Here is a 20852-nt window from a genome sequence, read left to right on the forward strand (position 1 = left end):
CCTATTCTATATCCGCTGACAAGTCTTTATCGTGCAGGGCAGAGCACATGCCCATCAGTTCCTCGTAAGAGCCAACTTTAACCGTGCACTTGCCTTTGTAATGGATAAGTAGCGTACACTGCTCAGCCTGCTCGGCGGTATGCTTACATACTTTAATCAGCGTTTCAATAACGTGGTCAAACGTGTTCACGTCGTCGTTGTAAACTACCAGGTTGCGCAGGTCGGTGCTTTCTTCCAGTAACTCAACGTCTAACTCTTCCTTATGCAAAATATCTGTATCCCAATTCATAGTACAAAATTACTAAATTATACGCACTATAGGAAGTCTCCTTTCCAATATAAGCCTTACGGTAAGCGCTTCCATCGTGCGTGTGCGAAGCGTAGTTTTTAACAATCCTAGGCCTGCTATAATTCCCCTGCTCTTAGAATACCCCTGTCTGGTTCGTGGCATAAACAATACACTTTATACTTGGTTTAATCACCTCGATTCGCTCGCTTTATCTACTCTTAGCCACAAATATTACCTACCTAAGATAGCTCAATATTTTGTCGAGAATCTGTAAATTATATATTTTTGCATCAGGTTGCTTTCTAAGGAAGTAGCCCGGTATACTTTTACGCTGCTTTTCCGTAGGTTATACATCAAGCGAAAATGATTTATACTTTGGATAGAAAAGCCAGCGCCCCTCTGCCCCACCCGGCAAACAGAGCGGTTAGCAAAAAAAGATTGTCGGACAGCAACGATGACTTATCATATTGGCTCAAACAGCCTGCAGCTTTTAGGCTGGCGGCTGCAGAGCAGCTGCGGGCACAATACAGTCTTTTAGTACAAATGAAGCTAACAACTAACTTTCAAGACTTTGTTAAAAAGTTAAACGCCTCTGATGTAGAGTACATTATTGCTGGAGGGTTTGCAGTAGCCGTTTATGGGTATCCACGCTATACCGGCGATATCGATATCTGGATTAACCCTACCGAAGAGAACGCCCGAAAGGTGATGCCCGTACTGCGCGAAATAGGCTATGACGAGCAGCAGGTTAATCTCGAGGACCTGACTACGCTCGATATTGTGGTGCAGTTGGGCTACCCGCCAAACCGCATTGATTTGGCTACCGGCCTGGCTGGCGTAGATTTTGAAACCTGCTGGGAGAATAAAGCCATTATGCCTTACGGCGATACTATGGCAAACTTCATCAGCCTGGACGATCTTAAAAAGAACAAGCTAGCCACTGCACGCCAGCAAGACCTCCTCGACTTACAAAACCTGCCCAAGTAGCTTATGCCAACCATCTCTCCTGCTTTTCGCCAGGCCGTTAAAAAACTGAGCGATAAGGAAAAAGAAGCTGTTATACTAAAGGCTGCCCGGCGCGATGCCGAGTTGTATGACATGCTACGATTTGAACTGCAGGATGAGGTTACGCTGGAAGAAGTTTATGAAGAAGCCGCCGATAAGATACACGAGCTACTGCTGAACGCCAGTGGCCGCAGCCTAACTAAAGCGCTCACCAAAGCCTTACGCAAGGCAATGAAGGAAATCGCCCGCTTTAAGCGCGTTACCAAAGAACCAAAGGCAGAAATAGATTTGCACCTGTACACACTGCGCCTTATTTTCGATAACTTCACGGGCCAGTTCGATAGCTATTACAAAGGCTTTTACACAGCAACAGCCCGCCTCTTACTGCGCACTATCCAATTGATCCGCAAAAAGCTACACGAGGATTATCACTTAGAGTATAAATCTGAGCTGGATGATTTTCTACAGCAGATCCACTCCAGGCCCAAGCATTTAACAGTAGACCTGCCCCAGGAATTTGAGGTAGAGTAAGCCCGGCTTTGTTCATAATTTCCCGTACCTGCTACCGGTTTATCGGCTGGCTAAAGTATAAGCAAGTAGTTTTCTTGGCGATTACAAGCCACTTACCTGCAGCTGTTCCAGGTTTATTTCTGATACTTTCTCAAGCTTACCGGCTTCAAAGGCTCTATCGTAATTCTGGATCGGGAAATCCTGGTCGTTGCTTTTATAGTTGTTGTAATCCTGCATGCGCACACCACCTGCCTCACGTGTGTTTGTAGCCTCTCGGAAACGTGAACCGCCGCCATTCTCTTTGAAATTATAGGCCAGGTAATCCATGGTATGCCGTTCCTTGTGGAACCAGTAAACGTACTCATCCTCAAAATCATCTCCACCGCCTTCCTGAGCAAAGGTTACTTTCACTTTATAGTATGGCTCGCCTTTAATGGTGGCTTCGCCGAGGTATTCTTTCTGCACTGCTGCATCGTTCAGGAAGTATGGCAACAGCGCAAAGTATACTACCGAGTTGATGGAAGCGCTATATGCCTGTTGTTTTTCATCATCAAGCGCCACTTCGGCGTCATTTACCGTGCGCTTAAAGCCGCTGTTGCTCAGGACGTCGTGCACGCGCTGGCCCGTGGAGTCGGTGAAGGTGCGGCTATACACAAAAGCGCCGTTATCGCGGAGAGCACGGTACTTTATGTCGCGGAAGGTGAAAGAAACCACACTGCGGTCGAGTTGCTGGGAGCCGTGTGCCAACAAGGCATTATCCACAATGGTTTGGGCATCGGGTTTATCAGCATCGGAGCAGGAAGTGAAGCTTAAAAGCAAGCCAAAGTATAGCAGGCAGGAAAAAGTATGATTCAGGAAAAGGCGCATAGTTCTTGGTAAGGTATAGTACAAAGGTATGAAAACGGCGGCCAAGTATAAATAAAAAACCGCCCCGGCTTTTTGCAGCCAGGGCGGTCTTTCATGTGTGGTTTTTATACCTTATTTCTTTGCGGTAACATCGAAAGAAACGGTAAACTCATCAGAAATGGCTTTGTCGCCTAGGTTCCCAAAGAAGGTTTCGGAGCCATAACGCACATCATACTTCGAGCGGTCTATGGTGATATCGGCCTTCGCGTTAACCACACCGTCATTCATCGTTACAATAGCCGGGAAGCTAACTTGCTCCGTTTTTTCCTTGATCGTCAGGTTGCCCTGTACGTTATAGTTTGGCTGGCCGGCAGCGGCATCAGCAATCGGAGAAACTCCGGTTATCTCGAATTTGGCAGTAGGGTATTTTTCCACGCCAAAGAAATCTTCAGACTTCAGGTGGCCTACCAATTTTGCATTATCATCTTCTGATGTGATGTCGGTGTTAGTGATTGTGTTCATATCCATCACGATGGTACCGCCTGTCAGCTGGTCTCCCGAAACAGTCAGCTCGCCGCTTTCCAGCTCAATTTCGCCTTTATGCTCGCCGGTTACCTTGGTGCCATGCCAGTTCACGTTGCTTTCTTCCTGCACTATCTGGTACGTTTCCCCTTCTCCGGTAGCTTCTGTGGTTACTGTAGTTGTTTCGTCAGTGGTTGTCTCTGTTTCGCCTCCGCAAGCAGTAAAGAATAGTGCTGCTGCAAATGTGGCGTAAATGGCTGTCTTTTTCATGGTGTTTTGATTAAGTATAGGTTAGACTTTGGTTGATCTTTAAATACAAACCGCTCCGGACTTTTGGGCGGAGCGGCATGTTGTTACCTCATTTGGGTGCTTACTGTTTGGCAGTTACGTCCAGGCTTACCACGAATTCATCGTAAATAGCTTTGTCGCCTAGGTTATCGAAGAAGCTCTTAGAACCGTAACGGATGTCATACTTAGCGCGGTCAATGGTTACATCGCCTTTGGCTGTAGCCACTCCGTCTTTCACGGCAAGTGCAGCCGGGAAGCTAATCTGGTTGGTAATACCTTTAATCGTCAGGTCACCGGTTACAGTAGCGTTTGGCTTACCAGCTTTGGCACCGGCAATTGGCTGAATGCTGTTGATTTTAAATGTGGCGGTAGGGTTTTTCTCTACGCTGAAAAAATCATCAGACTTCAGGTGGCCGATCAGTTTGCCATTGTACGCTGCATCTTTAATGTCCGTGCACGTCATGGCGTTCATATCGATAGTGAAGGTACCACCCACTATCTTGTTGCCGTTTACCATAACCTGGCCGCTTTTCAGGGCTATATTCCCCATGTGCTCGCCGGTTACTTTTTTCGCATGCCACTTCAGGTCGCTTTTGGCAACATCTACTGTGTAAGCACGAGCCTTTACAGGAGCGGCTACCTCTGATGCAGCTTTGTCGGCTACTTTAGTTGTGTTGCCTGCGTATGCTGTAAACATCAGCGCGCTGGCCAAAGAGGCTAAAATCACGTACTTCTTCATCTGTATTTTTTTTGCGTGTGGTTATAGTAATTTGTGTTAATCTCTGATCTTATCCAGCAACGTGTTTAGTTGGGATGCTTCTTCTTCGGTCAGGTTTCCGATGCCTGTACCTGTGCCTCCTTCCAGCTCATCCATTTGCTTTAAAAGCTCAAGGCCTTTTCCAGTAATGGTTACGTCAACGGTGCGGCGGTCGCCGGGGCATTGCTTGCGCGTAACCAAATCTTTGGCAACCAGCTTATCCACAATGCGCGAGGCATTAGAGGTTTTATCCAGCATGCGCTCAATAATCAGGCTGATAGTGGCAGGCTTCGGGTGCTGCCCCCGCAGAATACGAAGCACGTTGTACTGCGGCAAGGTCACACCGAAAGGCTTGAATAATGCTGACTGCGCCTGCTCCAGGTAGCCAGAAGTAAAAATTACATTAATGTATGCCTTCTGGTACTCGTTCTTAAAAGCACTTTGTTTGATTTCCTCTTCTATCTTCATATCACAGCTGTCCTTCCGAATAGTGATGCAAATATATGTACATACATTTAATGTACAAACATATCAACAATGTTTTTCCAAAAAGGTTTCAGGAACAGGCTAAAAGACAGAAAGATTAACGCATATACCACACATATTTATACGCTAAGGGTAACTATAAACTTTGAGCTATTTAAGGTATACCATGCCATCTTGCTCCTTTACCAAATTAAAAGGGTCTTCCTGCAAGTGCAGAAAACTGTTCAGATCAACAAAATCGAAGGCACTGCCCAGTTGCATAGAACACCATACGCCCAAAGATGTTTCGACTCCGCAGCCAATTACGGTTTTTAAGCCATGCCTCTCGGCTTCCTGCAACAACCTGACAGCGTTTAAGTAGCCACCGGCACGCATAAGCTTTATATTGAGGCCATGAAACTGAGAACGCAGAAGCGCAAAATCAGGGGTGTCCGTAACCGACTCATCGGCTACCAGGGGCACCGGGCTCATACCTTTTAGCTGCGCATACGCCGATACTTGCGTGGCAGGCAAGGGCTGCTCTACAAACAAAACCCGGTTTGCAGGCAAGGCATGCAGAAAGCGCAATAACTCCTCAGGGTCTTGCCAGCCTTCGTTGCCATCCAGCACCAGCGGCTGATCTGTTAGGCGCAACACCTCTTGCACCAGGTCTGGCCCCAGTTCAGTGTTTACCTTTACCTTCAGGAAATGAAAGCGCTCGAGCTGCTGCCCTGCAAGATATTTCTCCACTGCGCCAGGCTCCATCAGCGACAGCGAAAAGCAGGTAGGCTGCGGCTTTGGAACAGGCTGCCCTAACATCTGATGCACAGCAATGCCCTGGTGCTGGCAAAAATAATGCAGGTAGGCTGCCTCTATGGCAAAACGCAACGAGTTGGCAGGTGCATGCTCCAGCAGCAACTCAAGCAGCTCTTCCATACTTTTAACCGCCGGAAGGCCGGCTACCAGTAGCACCTTATACTGTTGCAAAATCAACTCCGGAGTTTCGGAGTAACGTGGGTTGGGCGCTGCCTCCCCAAAGCCGTTGTACGTGCCATCAGAAACCTGTACCAGAAAGTTAAGCCTATCGGTAGTGGCGCCTCGCGCAGTAACAAAGGATTGCTTTAGTTTGAGGTGCAGGGCCTCCATGTGCCAGGTTAGCATAGCGGTACAGAAAAATTTGAAGTAAAAGATACGGCTTAAATTGCACTTTTCAACCCGGTTTAGCCACTTTTTACCGCAACTACGCCATCCGAAGTATAAACTTAGCCTTAGTCCCAAAATCCCTGAAAAAAATTAGCATACTTCGGGGTACTACCCTATTTGCCAGTGTGTTTCCAACACCTATATTTGCTAAGCTAATGTAGGTGTGCCTTGTCGGCAAAATCCTCGTGTTTAGGTAAAACAACAGCGTTCACTACAAAGGCTTTTTTATTGGCAGCAGCCCAGCCAGGCCTCTGCTTTGTCTCTAATCGTTTTTATGAAAAAGTCCTTTTTACCCCTGGCCACGCTGCTGTGTATCACGCTTGCGGCCATTTTTACCGTGCTGCAACAGTATGGTGTTATAGCCTTACCTCCTGATGCCCTCATGGCGATCCGATGGGCTGGCATTAGCGTACTGCTGCTGTACGGCTTGCAGAAGCGCACGCTCACCACCTGGATTTTAATTAGCATGGTGGTTGGTGCCGAGATCGGCTACGATTTCCCTTCCTTTGCCGTTAACCTCAACGTGCTGAGCAAGATTTTCCTCAAGCTCATCAAAACCATTATCGCGCCGCTGATTTTTGGAACACTGGTGGTGGGCATAGCCGGCCACTCCAACCTGAAGCAGGTGGGCAGCATGGGCTGGAAAGCCATTGTATACTTCGAGATCGTGACCACGCTGGCCCTTTTTATCGGCCTTGCCGCCATTAACATCAGCCAGGCGGGCAAAGGCATTGATGCCGGTCTGGCCCAGAGCCACGAAGAAATCACGCCAGTGGCCGCACAAAGCACATCCGATATCATACTTCACGTTTTCCCGGAGAACATTGCCAAATCTGTGGTTGAGGGGCAGGTGCTCCAAATTGTAGTGTTCAGCGTGCTGTTTGCCATTGGCCTGGCCATGGTTACCGAGAAAAAGCGCAAGCCCATGCTCGATTTCTGTGAGAGCCTCTCCGAAACCATGTTTAAGTTCACGAACGTGATTATGTACTTTGCCCCAATTGGTGTAGGTGCAGCTATCGCGTATACAGTGGGCCACATGGGCTTCGGCATTCTCCTGAATCTGTTCCAGTTGCTGGCTACGCTGTATGTGGCATTGTTTGCCTTTGCAGTACTGGTACTGCTTCCGGTGGCGCTTATTGCCCGCATCCCGGTTAAGCGCTTCCTGAAAGCTATTTCGGGCCCGGTTTCTATTGCCTTTGCCACTACCAGCTCTGAAGCCGCTTTGCCGCGTGCCATGGAGGAAATGGAGAAACTGGGCGTGCCGCGCAAGATTGTGGCCTTTGTAATGCCTACCGGATATAGCTTTAACCTGGATGGCACAACTTTATACCTGGCGCTGGCCTCGGTGTTTGTGGCGCAGGCCGCAGGTATAAACATGACCTGGGAGCAACAGCTAGTAATGGTGTTCACCCTCATGCTAACCTCAAAAGGTGTGGCCGGTGTGCCACGTGCCTCGCTGGTTATACTTCTGGGAACCGTTGCCTCATTTAACCTGCCTGTGTGGCCGGTGTTTGCCATACTTGGGATTGATGAGTTGATGGACATGGCACGCACCTCGGTAAACGTAACCGGCAACTGCCTTGCCACTGCTGTGGTAGCCCGCTGGGAAGGCGAGTTTGACCTGCAGCCAGAAACCGGCCTGGTAGAAACCACGATCCCAGACCTTGCCCCGGAGCTGCCTGAGCAAGACAGAACCCCGGAACTGGTTTAAAGAAAGCACACAGGCCCTCTCCTTCCCCGGAGAGGGCCTGTGTGCTTTATAGGTATGGCTCAGTGAAAGTAACTACTTATATCATGATGCTTGCCTAGCAGCTATACTTACACCTGCTGCAAGTTCTCAATCAGTGCCTTTACCTCTGAGCAAATTAACAACTTGCTTTCTGCGCCAACAGAAAAAATATCCCGAAGTCTAATAATGGGTTTGATCCAGAGCGGCAAACAAGACAGGTCTAAAAACAGAAAAGGCTGATCCTGAGACCAGCCTTTTGTCTGAATGTGCGCAAGAAAGGACTCGAACCTTCACACCTTGCGGAACTGCCGCCTGAAGACAGCGCGTCTACCAATTTCGCCACTTGCGCATTCACTTCCCTGCTTGCTTTGTAGCAAATCGGGAATGCAAAGGTAGCAGAAAGTTGTAAATAGCAATGCGCCCGCAAATTTTTTCTTGCAATTTTCTTCCTTCTTCAGGCATGTAAAAGTATGCTTACGATTAGCACCTATAAGATTTGGCCCCGACTCGCAAGCATACTTTTTAAGCAAATTGCGCTAGTTCATGAGCCCAATCAGGGTTACGTTTTGCTGTTGCAGTTTTTCGTGGAAGCGCTTCACATCCTCTTTCATAAACAGGTCTATTTTGCTTTTAGCAGCCAGCCATTGCGCCTGTAGGTCCTGAAAGCGTTGCTTCTGACCGCTGGTAACGGGCGGCACAACTTCATCAACCAGTCCGTTTAGGTGAATAAAGTGGTTGTCCAGCTTGTTATCGAAGTTAATTACATCCTGGAAGGTTTGCTGCTGCGGCTGCACCAGTAATTTCTCCATCGCTTCGGTCTGCTTTATCATGGAGTCAGCGTATGCCAGAAGCGCCTCGTTTTTATTGGTGTTCTGTACAATCTCCTTCACAAGGTTTACTTGCTTTCTTACCAGCCTAATGTTGTTTACATACTGGTAAATTTCTGTGAGATTGTTTTGTATGGCTTCCAGCATTTTGGCCTGATCTGCATAGGCCATGGCAGGAACCTGATAGCGCGGATCGCCTTTCACGGCAAAGTCCTCTTCCAGCGTTTTGCCTCCGTAGCTAAGCTTTACTTTGTATTTGCCGGGCACCGCTCGGTATGTTCCTTCTCCAAAACCGGCAAGCAGCCCATCAGGGCGTTTGGCTGCCTGTATGTTCAGGTCCCAGAGCACGCGGTTCAGGCCTTGCGTTACTTTGATTTTATCCTTTTCGCTTTCGGCTTTTGAAGATAGTGTTCTGATAAGATGGCCATTTGTATCGAAGATCTCCAGTTTCAGGGCTGTTGTATCTACTGCCTTGTTGACCGTAAAATGGAACAGGGCACCATGTGGCGGGTTCTCGCCTAATAATGACTCAGCTGCTTTCTTACTTTGCACAAAGTCTGCACGGATGGCATCTGCCGGTTTTAGCAGCACCACATCTGATGAAGTAAGCTGGCTCTGTTGCGCGTGCAGCGGCGTCAGGTCGTCCAGTATCCAGAAGGCACGGCCACCGGTGGCGGCAATCAAATCATCTTGGTGCACCTTCAGGTCAAGTATGGGCGTTATGGGCAGGTTCGACTGGAACTGCTCCCACGCTTCTCCCCCATTAAACGAAACGTACATGCCCGACTCTGTGCCCAAGTATAGCAGGTCTTTGCGTTTTGGGTCTTCTCTTACCACTCTTGTAAAATGCTCTGCCTTGATACCGTTCACCATTCTTTTCCAGCTTTTTCCGGCATCAGTAGTTTTGAAGACATGCGGTGTAAAGTCGTTGGATTTGTAATCGTTAACGGCTAGGTAAACCGTATTGGGCTCATGTGGAGATACTTCGATGGCATTGATAAGCGTGGTAGAAGTAAGTCCTTTGGGCGTAACCTGTTGCCAGCTTTTACCGCCGTCTTTGGTTACGTGCACCAGTCCATCATCGGAGCCGGCCCAGAGCACCTGCGGGTCGTGCGGCGACTCTATCAGGTAGTAAATTGTTTGGTATATTTCGCCACCTGCGCCTTCGTTCGTGATAGGGCCACCGCCATTCTCCAGAAACTCCGGCTTGTTGCGCGTCAGGTCCGGGCTGATCTCCTCCCATGATTGCCCTCTATTTTTAGAGCGCAGCACCACGTTTCCGGCATGGTAGATAACCGATGGGTCAAACTTAGACACGATGATAGGCGCATTCCAGTTAAAACGATACTTCTGATCCAGCGGTTTGGAGCCAAGGCCCAGGAACGGGTAAGCCATGACATCCTGCGTACTTTTTGTTTCGGCGTTCCATTCGCTGATGATGCCCTGGTAGCAGCCTGCATAAATGTAATTCGGATCATCGGGATTAAAGGCTACATACGCAGACTCACAACCACCCACCGGATAAAAAGCAGACCACGGAATGCCTGGCCCCGGATGTGCATTCGGTATGGCTACCGTAGAGTTATCCTGCTGGCCGCCGTACACGGTGTACGGAAACTTATTATCGGCATTAACGCGGTAGAACTGGGCGGTAGGCTGGTTTTGCTGCGTAGACCAGGTTTCGCCGCTGTTATGCGAGATGTTGCCACCGCCATCGTTTGCATTGGCCCAGATGTGTGGCTGCAATGGGTTTATCCATAGAAAGTGGTTATCGCCATGTGGTGTTTCCAGCCTTGTAAAGTTCTTGCCACCATCCAATGATTTCATGAATGGCGCATTCATCACGTATACCTTGTTTTCGTCTACGGGGTCAGCAAACACGTGCATGTAGTACCAGCTGCGTGCCCTAAGTGTGCGGTCTTTGTTGATGTTTGCCCACGTACTTCCGCCATCATCGGAACGGAATAACCCTCCATCCTCAGCTTCTACAATGGCCCAAACGCGCTGCGGGTTAGCCGGCGACACAGCTACTCCTATTTTACCCATCAGTTTAGGCAAGCCATTTTCCAGTTTGTTCCAGGTATCGCCGCCATCCGTGGATTTATAGATGGCACTGCCCGGGCCGCCGCTCTCTACCTTCCAGGGGTAGCGGCGGTGCTGCCAAAAAGCGGCATACAGCACGTTAGGATTTGTAACATCCATACTTAGGTCGCTGGCGCCTGTGTTTTCGTCCACGTGCAGTACCAGTTCCCAGTTCTTGCCGCCATCCTTTGTGCGGTAGATGCCGCGCTCCTTGTTGGCTCCGTAAGGGCTGCCTTGTGCGGCAACATATACAATATTTGCGTTTTTAGGGTCGATTCTTACCTTGGATATTTGCCTGGTGTTGTTCAGACCTATATTTTTCCAGGTGCTGCCTCCATCTGTTGATTTGTAAACGCCGTCGCCATGCACGGTCATCACGCCCCGCACAGCAGCCTCGCCGGTACCCACATAAATCACGTTCGGGTCGTTAGTGGCTACATCAATTGCCCCGATGGAGCTAGAGGTAAAGTATCCGTCGGAGATATTTTTCCAGGAGCTTCCGGAGTCGGTGGTTTTCCAGAGTCCGCCGCCGGTATAGCCCGCGTAAAATGTGTTTGGCTTAGTGGGCACGCCGGTAATGGCCACGGAACGGCCACCTCGGTAAGGCCCGATGTTGCGCCACTCCATCGCTTTATAAAATTCAGGCTCTGCAGCACTGGCCTTACTCGTACCAGCTTTTGATTTTTTCTTGTTCCGTTGCGCCGCTGCATCAAGCGGTTGCCAGACCAGGCCAATCAGAAAAATAAGCGTAAGTATACTTTTCATAAGCGTTATCTTTTAAATATGAGTCTGAAAGAATAATTCAATATGGAAATATGAAGCCTGATTTCCAGGTGGCTTTGCACCGGCCACAGTACAGCAGACAAGCATAAAAAAATCGGTGCAGGAATTCCTACACCGATTTCGGCAGGCTAACTTATGAAAATCTGAAGCGCTTGCTTTTAGGCTGTATGTTTAGTGGCTTTTGCATCGCATCCTATTTGTAGGCATCGTTTTGCACCAGGTTGCTGTTTGCATCTATATCGAAGGCCGGAATCGGGAAAACCTGCCGGTTCGGGTCCTTCAAGTCCACATCGGGGCCGTTGGTGCGAGGCACTCCGGTAATCACGCTCAGTGCCTGGCCCGTGCGCACAAGATCGAAGAAGCTGTGGCCTTCAAAGGCTAGTTCCAGCTTTCTTTCATGCCAGATTGCCTCCAGCACTTCCTGCTTGCCTGTCAGATCCTTGATCGGGTCAACTCCGGCACGTACTCTGATCTTGTTCAGGTCTTCCAGCGCACCCGCTAGATCACCGTTTTTGGCTCTTGCCTCTGCACGGTTTAAGTATACTTCGCCTAGCCTGATGATCTGGATATTATCAATTCCGCTGGTATTACCATACCTAGTTGGGTAGTATACATTTTTACCCTCGTAGTATCCAAACATCTTGCCTCGAACATCATCCGGGTCAGCGGTTGCCTCAGCATAAAAGTCTGAGTGTGCTGCCACATCCCCGCGGCCTCCTTTCGATGATGGGAAATACCAGTTATTAATCGTGCTTTGGTCTGCACTGTTAAAGTTTAGCTCAAAAATAGCCTCTGAGGTAAACTTGCTCGTGAAGATGTTAGCAAAGCTTGGAGACAAAGTATACTTAGGGTCTGCGATTACGGCATCAGCATAATCCTCGGCCTGTTCCGGTTGGTTAACATAGAGATAGTACCTGGAGAGAAGCGCCCGCGCCGTTCCTTTCACAGCCTGAGATTTTGTCAACTTATTATCGTCTCCATACTTTTCGGGCAGCAGGTCGAGCGCATTCAGCAAATCTGCCTCTGCCTGTCCGTAAGAATCAGCAAGGCTTGCCCTAGCCGGGAAAAAGGAATCATCAACCTGCCTTGATGGAGTAGTAACGATAGGCACACCTAATGTGCCTACAACTCCTGGTACGCCGCCATACACTCTGGATAAGTCAAAATATGCCAAGCCTCTTACAAAATAAGCCTGGCCAAGTATGGCTTTTTTCTCTTCCTCAGTAACATCGGCCAGTGGAGGCACTTGGTCGATAATGTTATTGGCAACATTTATTGCCCTGTAGGCTCTCGTCCAGAGGTTACCGTTCTCTAAATTACTTTTATCAATGAGGTAAGTATCCATTTCCCGGTAAAAATCCCAGGAGCCAATGCTTTGCGCCACATCCGACGACACATCTGACATGATCAGAAAGTTACCGCCATAGTAATTGCTGCTTTGCAACTGGTCATACATGCCAGCCAGTGCTGCCTGCGCTCCTTTTCGGTTAGAGATTGCGGTGTCTTCCGATACTTCTGCCTGTGGCTCATGGTCTAATACATCGCAGGCACTGGCGCCTCCCAACAGGCAGGCCAGTCCGATCATATAGACAGCATTCTTCCTAGCAGCTTCTTTAATTAACTTCTTTTTAAGCTTTCTGGCCGCTTTAGCCATTGATTTGTTTATAGTTGTCTGCATAAAATTCCTCCTTAAAAGCTAACATTGAAACCACCTATAAATACACGAGGCTGTGGTAAACTAAAGAACTCTACTCCCTGGACTAAAGAGTTATCGCCAATGCCCGTTAGCTCTGGGTCAAGGCCTGTGTAATTTGTGACAGTAAACACATTTTGGCCAGTTAGATAGACCCTTGCCGAAGATATGCCCACTTTGCTAAGCACTGTTTGCGGCAGTGTATAGCCCAGAGTGATGTTCTTTAGGCGCAAGTATGATCCATCTTCCATAAAACGCGACGGCCTTAAGTTGCCCGCATAGTTGGCAGCAGTCATCTTCGGGATCATGGTCTGGTCACCAGGGTTTTGCCATCTATCCAGTTGGCTTACATTAAAGTTAAAGTCGCGTGTACCACCGTGCTCGTTAAAGAAACGGTTCCAGTTCAGTTGGTCATTGCCGTAAGAGTATTGCAGGAAGAAAGAAAGGTCAAAAGCCTTATACTTAAAGCTATTTGTAAGCCCTCCAAAAAAATCTGGGTTAGCATCACCTACAATTTTACGGTCAACGTTCGGGTCAAACTCACCGTCTCCATCCACGTCTGCAAACTGTATGTCCCCGGTGGCAGGGTCTACGCCGGTTTGCTCATGGAAGTAAAAAGAGTACATCGGGTAACCTTCCTGATACCTGAACAGGTCACGGTTGTACACGTTAAATGGTGCCGCCAGTTTAGTTACTTTGTTCTTGTTAGAGGCAATGTTAAAGTTGGTGTTCCATGTGAAATCTGTTGTGTTTATGATATTGGCAATCACAGCCAACTCCAGACCTTTATTCTCTAGGCTACCAAAGTTCTGCACCAGTGAGTTAAAACCTGAAGTTCTAGGAAGCGGTACCGCCAATAGCAGATCGGATGTTTTCTTTACATAGTAATCAGCGATGATATTTACGCGCTCACTAAATAATGAAATATCCAAGCCGATATCAGTTTGGGCTGTAGTCTCCCATTTCAGATCTGGGTTTCCTAACTGCGATGGACTAATACCTGGTATATCTGCATAGGCCGATGAGCCTGTCCATAACCCCCGCGACTGGAAGTCGGTTATGCCGCTTTGGTTACCTGTGATACCGTAACTTGCTCTAAGTTTTACGTCACCGATAAATTCAGGCATTGGCTCGAAGAACGCTTCTTCAGATACAACCCAGCCCAAGGCTATCGACGGGAACGTACCCCAGCGATTGTCTTTACCAAAGCGAGACGACGCATCACGGCGAACATTAACGGTAGCCAGGTATTTATCTTTGTAATCATACACCATACGCGTAAACAAAGAGGCTATTCCCCAGCTAGATCCATCGGACCGGGCGCGCTGCACAGCGGCAGAGGTTATTTTTCTGAAGTCGTTGCTCGGGAATTGCTCTCCAATAGCTTCTGTTAATGAGTATCTTGATTCCTGAAGCGTAGTTCCTACCAGAACGTTGAACGAGTGGCTGCTTTTAGAGAACTGGTAGCTTAATACGTTTTCCTGTATCCAGTTTTCGTTTTGTGTAGCCTGAGACAGGCCATACCCATTTGTTCCTGCCCCGTTGTTTAGTAAAGTGTTATCATACAGGTCTTCTTGTATAGAGCTATTGTCTACGCTAAAGCTGGAGCGCAGCCGGAAGCCGCTTGCAATCTCATACTCAGCATACAGGCTACCCAAGAAGCGATTCGTGTTCATTTGGATATCACTCTCCACCACCGCGGCAATTGGGTTCTCAAAAATGCTGAACTTAGAGTAGGAGCCATCCGGCTGATAGTATGGGCGATCAGAGGGGAAGTTTATGGCACCAGGCATTGCTCCTGAAATATTGTCATCGTTTCTTAGGCGATCGCGCTTGTTGCTGGAGTATAAAATACTCGTACCTACTTTTAATTTATCCATCGGATAAAAATCCAGGTTGATACGGGCACTGTTACGTTTAAATCTGGACCCAATTAACACACCTTCCTGATCGAAATGGTTGCCTGAAACCAAGTAATGCACTTTATCAGCCCCACCACTTACTGATAGATCATAGTTTGAAATGCTTGCGGATCTGAAGATAGCATCGGCCCAATCTGTAGAAATGGCTGCATCTGGGTTAGCATATGGAGCAGGCTTGCCATTATTAATGAATGCTTCGTTGATAAGGCGCTCATAGGTTGGGCCATCAACTACCTCAGGTTTCCTGGCGGCATTTTGTGTACCATAGTAAACCCCTAGACTCACTTTTGCCTTGCCGCTGCTGCCGCGTTTGGTAGTGATCAGCACCACACCGTTTGCAGCCCGGGCACCATATATAGCCGTGGCAGAGGCATCTTTCAGAATCTCCATCGATTCAATATCGGCTGGGTTAATATCCGCAATCGGACTAGTAGTACCCCCACCTAAATCTACACCAGATAAATTATTGGCTTGGATTGGAACACCATCTACTACATAAAGCGGATCGCTGGAACCGTTAATTGAAGATGAGCCACGCACCCGCACAAACACGCCACCTCCTGGCGTACCGGAGTTAGCAGCCACGTTAACCCCCGCTGCGCGGCCCTGCAAGAGCTGGTCGCTGCTGGCGGCGGGCAGGTTGGCTATCTCCTCGGAGCTAACCGATGTCTGGGCGCTGGTCAGTGTTTTCCGGTCCTGCTCCCCGTAACCAGTAACCACAATCTCTTTCAGCAGCTTTACGTCAGAAGACAGGCGCACATCGATAACGCTTTGGTTACCAACTTCAACCTCTTTCGTCTGAAAACCAATATAGCGAAACATTAGCGTGCCTGTGTTGCTTGGCACAGTCAGCTGATAGGAACCGTCTAAACCTGTTGTTACACCGGTAGTTGTGCCTTTCAGCACCACGCTTACTCCAGGCAACTCAGATCCATCTGCTTCGGAGGTTACTTTCCCCGAAATAGTTCGCCCTTGCGCAAAAACATGCATGGATGGGGCGCAAAGTGTTAAAAATATAATGAGTAAATAGTGTTTCATAAGTAAATCATTTACTTGTTGGATAAAATCAGTTTAGCTCTGTCAGCAAAAGGATAAAATACAAAACAATGCTGCATAAAAGGCATAGCTTCGCCATAATCACATTATTGTAAAAATGCAATTTACACCTGATGTTACAGGCATTAAAAAAAGAAAAATAATTCCAGGGTTCCGTGGTTGACTTAAAGCTTACTTATAAAGAAGCAACTGAAGGCAACCAGCTGTAGATCAATAGTATGCGAGTAACAGAAAAGCATTCAGCTCCGAATAGGGCGCATACCCCAATCCGTTAGATGCGCTGAAAAGCACTGTTATAAAACCGAAAAATTCTGGAAAGCAGAATTTCAGAATCGATAAAACAGTATTAATAAAAAAAAGAGATACCAGCCGCAGAGCAAATCACAACACCTAAAACAGCTCACCAGGCCATTGTAAAAGCAAAGATCTGACATTGCCTTTGATGTTTATTATTAGCTCCTATTTAACTGGCTTCACCAATTTACTAGGCTTACGACTGTAAGTATATTTTTTATTTTCCAGTAAACCAACCTTTTACCAAACAAATTTTTAAACACTTCAGCCTTGAATATAAGGTTTTGGCAACTCTGGCGGGTTTATTATACAATATTTACTGTATTAACACCGTATCAAAACACCCCCAAAAACCTCGTTTCTGCGTCCAAACACGCATGTTTATACATCCTATACTATACCAACTGTATTAGATACTCACCCTCAAACTAACAGCAGCTGTACAAACAAGCAGCCAATAATTTAAAATAATCATATTAAAATCTTTGCAAAAACAAGTATTTATACTTAACTCATACATTGTTATAGTTATAACAACCTTCACCATACTATAGCTTACGCCACCAAATACTAGCTCAACACTAAAATCTAAACTTTTATCAACTAAAAACCTTCAGATATGATCACAGCTTTACGCTCGGCGCTTAAGCCCCGGCGGCTCATGCTCGCTTCGGCTTTGGCGCTTATCGTTACCAGCCACCCGGCAGAGGCTCAAAAGAAGTCTAAAGACCGGAAATCTGACAAAGCCACCTTTCCGCAGGAACTCTACGACGGCTTAAACTGGCGCTCCATTGGTCCTTTTAGAGGTGGCCGCATGAGCAGCGTAACCGGCGTGCCTGGCCAACCTAACCTATACTATGGCGGTGCTACCGGGGGCGGTGTTTGGCGCACCATGGATGGTGGCTCTACCTGGGAGAATATTTCAGATGGTTACTTTGGCGGATCCATTGGGGCTGTAGCCGTAAGCGAGGCTGACCCAAACGTGATTTACGTGGGTGAGGGAGAGCAGACCGTACGCGGCAACGTATCCTCCGGGTTTGGCCTTTGGAAATCGGTAGATGCCGGCAAAACCTGGCAACACATCGGCCTGAAAGATACCCGGCACATTGGCCGCATCCGGATACACCCGGACAACCCGGATATAGTATATGTGGCCGCCATGGGCGATCTGTATAAGCCTACCGAAGCCCGCGGTATTTATAAAAGCACTGATGGCGGTAAAACCTGGCAAAAAAAGCTCTTCGCCAATAAAGATGCCGGCGCTGTAGATCTTATCATTGACCCATCCAACGCCAGAAACCTGTATGCCACCACCTGGAACGTGCGCCGCACGCCATACAGCTTCTCCTCAGGTGGCCCTGGTTCCGGAATCTGGAAAAGCACCGACAGCGGTGAAACTTGGAAAGAACTCTCCAGCAACAAAGGTTTACCGAAAGGAACCTTAGGTATAATTGGCGTAACAGTTTCCCCGGTTAACCCACGCAGGGTGTTTGCCATGGTAGAAGCTGAAGAAGGCGGGCTTTTCCGCTCGGATGATTCCGGCGAAACCTGGACTAAGGTAAACGACGACCGCAACCTGCGCCAACGCGCCTGGTATTATACTCGCATCTACGCCGACCCTAAAAACGAGGACCAGGTATACGTAATGAACGTTTCATACCACCGCAGTAAGGATGGAGGCAAGACATTTGAAAGCTTCAACGCCCCGCATGGCGATCACCACGACCTTTGGATTGCCCCTGAAAACCCGCAGCGCATGGTTATTGCCGATGATGGTGGCGCGCAGGTATCTACGGATGGCGGCGAGAACTGGACCACGTATATGAACCAGCCAACGGCCCAGTTTTACCGCGTCACCACCGACAATTACTTCCCGTACCGCATCTATGGTGCGCAGCAGGACAACTCTACTATCCGTATTTCGCACCGCTCCAGCGGCTACGCCATCACCGAAAACGATTGGGAGGAAACAGCAGGCGCCGAGAGTGCCCACCTGGCTGTAAGCCCTGAAAACCCGGACGTTGTGTTTGGCGGCAACTATGGCGGCTTCCTAGAGATGGTCAATCACGAGAACGGGCAGCAACGCGTTGTAAACGTATGGCCAGACAACCCGATGGGCGCAGGCGCGGAAAGTATGAAGTATAGGTTCCAGTGGAATTTCCCGATCATGTACTCCCCGCATAACTCCAAAAAGCTTTATGCAGCCTCTAACCACCTGCACTATACAACAAACAACGGCCAATCCTGGGAGACAATAAGCCCGGATTTGACCCGCAACGATGCCTCCAAGCTTGGCACATCAGGTGGTCCGATTACACAGGACAACACCAGCGTGGAATATTACGGCACTATCTTCGCCATAAACGAATCTCCGGTGGAAGAAGGCGTGATTTGGGCTGGCTCCGACGATGGCCTAATACATGTTACCCGCGATGGTGGCAAAAATTGGGCGAACGTAACCCCGAAGGGCATGCCGGAGTGGATGATGATCAACAGCATCGACGTGCACCCAAGTATAAAAGGCACGGCGTATGTGGCTGGCACAAAGTATAAAACCGGCGACTTTAGCCCATACTTATACAAGACATCGGATTACGGTAAAAGCTGGCGCAAAATAACAAACGGCATTCCGGATACGCACTTTACACGCGTTGTTCGCATGGACCCTAAGCGTGAAGGTTTACTTTACGCAGGCACAGAGTATGGCATGTATGTCTCCTTTGATGACGGCGATAACTGGCAGGCTTTCCAGCAGAACCTGCCTATCGTGCCGATTACGGACCTGACCATCAAAAACGATAACCTGATTGCCGCTACCCAAGGCCGCAGCTTCTGGATTATTGATGACCTTACCCCGCTGCACCAACTTAACAAAGAGGTTGCCAGCAGCAAGTTCCACCTCTACAAGCCCATGGATGCTTACAAGATGAATGGCGGCAACCGTGGTGATAGCAAAACCGCCGGCGAGAACCACCCAGGCGGCGTAATGGTGCATTACTACCTACCTGCCAAGCCAGACTCGGCAAACGTGGTGAAACTGGAGATCATGGACCAGAGCGGTAAGCTTATCAGCAGCTACGCTACCAACGCCAAAGACAAAAAAGAGAAGCTTGAGGTGAAGAAAGGTTTGAACCGCTTTGTCTGGGATATGTATTATCCGGCAGCCAGCACCTTCGACGGCATGATCCTTTGGGGCGCGCGCGGCAACTTATCGCCGAAAGCCATGCCAGGTGAGTACAAAGCCAAGTTAACTGTTGGTGGCCAAACCCAGGAAACTGCCTTTACTATTCTTAAGGATCCACGCTCAAACGCTACACCGGAAGACCTGCAGGCGCAGTTCACTTTTATGCTGGATGTGCGCGACAAGCTAACCGAAACCCACGATGCCATTAAGGAGATAAGAGCAATCCGGGCGCAGCTTAACACCCTGCAGAGCAATCTTAAAGGCCAGGATAACTATTCTGATGTGGTGGAATCGGCGAAGGCGATAGATAAGAAAATCACTACTATCGAGGAAACACTGTACCAAACCAAAAACCGCAGTAACCAAGACCCGCTAAACTTTCCTATCCGATTAAACAACAAACTGGCAAACCTTGCCACACAGGTAAGCTCCGGCGACTTTGCGCCTACAAAGCAAGCCTATGAGTTTAAGCAGGAAGTAACATCTAAAATTGACGCACAACTGACTGCCTTTAAGCAGGTAAAAGCTCAGGATGTGCCAGCCCTGAATAAGCTGGTGAAGGAAAAAGGCGTAAATGCGATCAGCCTTAACAAAGATAAGGCACAAAGCAAAGCAACTTCTTCCATCGAGTAGTTTAAAGCAGCGCACTACTGCATCTTCGGCATCTCTCAGCATTTATTTCGTGCTGGGAGATGCTTTTGCTTTAAAAGAAGCGAACGAGAAGCAACACTTCAGGGAGTATCAAACACGCCTGCGGCTTTAGCAACCGGATGCGAGGCATGTCTTATGCTAATTAAAATTCATACATTGAGGATCAGACTTCATCAATTTATAATTGAACACTACCCAAACACATAAATCAAAAATAAAGCGACTTACAGGTTTGCTGCGCTCGTACCGGGTATACCACCGCTACCTGGGCCTTGGCCTTGGCGTATTCCTGATAATTAGCAGCGTAACAGGCTTATTGTTGGGCTGGAAAAAGGACATAGACCTGCTGCAGCCCCCAACCCAAAAAGGCGCTACAACAGATTTAGCACAATGGATTTCAGTAGCCGAGATGGCTACGCTTGCTCAAACTGCCCTGGATTCTGCGCAGCAGCTCGCAAACACACCCATAGACCGGCTGGAAGCCCGACCGGACAAAGGTATTGTGAAAGTATTGTTTGCCGAAGGTTACTGGGAAGTGCAGCTTGATGGCAGCACAGGCAAGGTACTCTCTGTGGCCCGCCGCCATTCCGATTGGATTGAACATCTGCACGATGGCTCCATCATCAGCGATGGGTTTAAACTGCTAAGTATGAATGTAGTGGGCCTCGGCCTGCTGGCACTGGTTATTTCAGGTTTTATACTATGGCTATTCCCTAGAAAGGTAAGGCAACTCAAAAGTTAACGAC

At 48.4% G+C, this 20852-nt stretch carries 14 protein-coding genes and 1 tRNA gene; 5 read left to right on the plus strand and 10 right to left on the minus strand.

Annotation, left to right across the window (positions count from 1 at the left end):
- Position 1 precedes the first annotated feature (1 nt).
- Positions 2-289: an ATP-dependent Clp protease adaptor ClpS gene (locus D1627_RS17710; protein WP_119433620.1), complete on the minus strand. Its 288-nt coding sequence runs from the start codon at positions 287-289 to the stop codon at positions 2-4.
- Between the two features lie 363 nt (positions 290-652).
- On the opposite strand from D1627_RS17710, the gene D1627_RS18480 reads away from it, so the two are divergent.
- On the plus strand, positions 653-1276 hold the full coding sequence (locus D1627_RS18480; protein ID WP_199688470.1) for a hypothetical protein: 624 nt from the start codon (positions 653-655) through the stop codon (positions 1274-1276).
- A gap of 3 nt (positions 1277-1279) precedes the next feature.
- The gene (locus D1627_RS17720; protein WP_119433621.1) at positions 1280-1825 is read left to right on the plus strand and encodes a hypothetical protein; all 546 of its coding nucleotides are present in this window, start codon (positions 1280-1282) and stop codon (positions 1823-1825) included.
- An 81-nt stretch (positions 1826-1906) separates the two neighbouring features.
- On the opposite strand, the gene D1627_RS17725 is transcribed toward D1627_RS17720, so the two are convergent.
- The 5 genes from D1627_RS17725 to D1627_RS17745 all read right to left on the minus strand — a co-directional run bounded on the left by D1627_RS17725 (position 1907) and on the right by D1627_RS17745 (position 5843).
- Positions 1907-2671, minus strand: a complete 765-nt coding sequence (locus D1627_RS17725) for a DUF6503 family protein (RefSeq protein WP_119433622.1) — start codon at positions 2669-2671, stop codon at positions 1907-1909.
- Between the two features lie 111 nt (positions 2672-2782).
- A complete protein-coding gene (locus D1627_RS17730) occupies positions 2783-3442 on the minus strand; it encodes a YceI family protein (RefSeq protein ID WP_119433623.1) in 660 nt (219 codons plus the stop codon).
- A gap of 100 nt (positions 3443-3542) precedes the next feature.
- Positions 3543-4199 (minus strand): YceI family protein, encoded by a 657-nt coding sequence (locus D1627_RS17735; protein ID WP_119433624.1) that lies wholly within the window; start codon positions 4197-4199, stop codon positions 3543-3545.
- 36 nt (positions 4200-4235) lie between these two features.
- Complete coding sequence (locus D1627_RS17740; RefSeq protein ID WP_119433625.1) at positions 4236-4685, minus strand: MarR family winged helix-turn-helix transcriptional regulator; 450 nt, start codon at positions 4683-4685, stop codon at positions 4236-4238.
- A gap of 168 nt (positions 4686-4853) precedes the next feature.
- The gene (locus D1627_RS17745; protein ID WP_119433626.1) at positions 4854-5843 is read right to left on the minus strand and encodes an enolase C-terminal domain-like protein; all 990 of its coding nucleotides are present in this window, start codon (positions 5841-5843) and stop codon (positions 4854-4856) included.
- Positions 5844-6159: 316 nt separating this feature from the next.
- On the opposite strand from D1627_RS17745, the gene D1627_RS17750 reads away from it, so the two are divergent.
- Positions 6160-7596: a dicarboxylate/amino acid:cation symporter gene (locus D1627_RS17750; protein WP_119433627.1), complete on the plus strand. Its 1437-nt coding sequence runs from the start codon at positions 6160-6162 to the stop codon at positions 7594-7596.
- Positions 7597-7881: 285 nt separating this feature from the next.
- Here D1627_RS17750 and D1627_RS17755 read toward each other — a convergent pair.
- The 4 genes from D1627_RS17755 to D1627_RS17770 form a co-directional block, all read right to left on the minus strand.
- A tRNA-Leu gene (locus D1627_RS17755) sits at positions 7882-7963 on the minus strand.
- Between the two features lie 187 nt (positions 7964-8150).
- Positions 8151-11288 (minus strand): WD40/YVTN/BNR-like repeat-containing protein, encoded by a 3138-nt coding sequence (locus D1627_RS17760; RefSeq protein ID WP_119433628.1) that lies wholly within the window; start codon positions 11286-11288, stop codon positions 8151-8153.
- A 211-nt stretch (positions 11289-11499) separates the two neighbouring features.
- Positions 11500-12984: a RagB/SusD family nutrient uptake outer membrane protein gene (locus D1627_RS17765; RefSeq protein WP_233555696.1), complete on the minus strand. Its 1485-nt coding sequence runs from the start codon at positions 12982-12984 to the stop codon at positions 11500-11502.
- Positions 12985-12995: 11 nt separating this feature from the next.
- A complete protein-coding gene (locus D1627_RS17770; RefSeq protein ID WP_119433629.1) occupies positions 12996-15959 on the minus strand; it encodes a SusC/RagA family TonB-linked outer membrane protein in 2964 nt (987 codons plus the stop codon).
- 931 nt (positions 15960-16890) lie between these two features.
- Between D1627_RS17770 and D1627_RS17775 the strand changes: the two genes are divergently transcribed.
- Together D1627_RS17775 and D1627_RS17780 are read left to right on the plus strand one after the other, a co-directional pair.
- Entirely contained in the window at positions 16891-20088 is a 3198-nt protein-coding gene (locus tag D1627_RS17775; protein WP_233555697.1) for a WD40/YVTN/BNR-like repeat-containing protein, read from the plus strand.
- A 250-nt stretch (positions 20089-20338) separates the two neighbouring features.
- The gene (locus tag D1627_RS17780; protein WP_233555698.1) at positions 20339-20848 is read left to right on the plus strand and encodes a PepSY-associated TM helix domain-containing protein; all 510 of its coding nucleotides are present in this window, start codon (positions 20339-20341) and stop codon (positions 20846-20848) included.
- Positions 20849-20852: the final 4 nt, after the last annotated feature.

Origin of the sequence: Pontibacter oryzae (assembly GCF_003576375.1) — a bacterium.
In the GTDB taxonomy this organism is placed as follows: Bacteria; Bacteroidota; Bacteroidia; order Cytophagales; family Hymenobacteraceae; genus Pontibacter; species Pontibacter oryzae.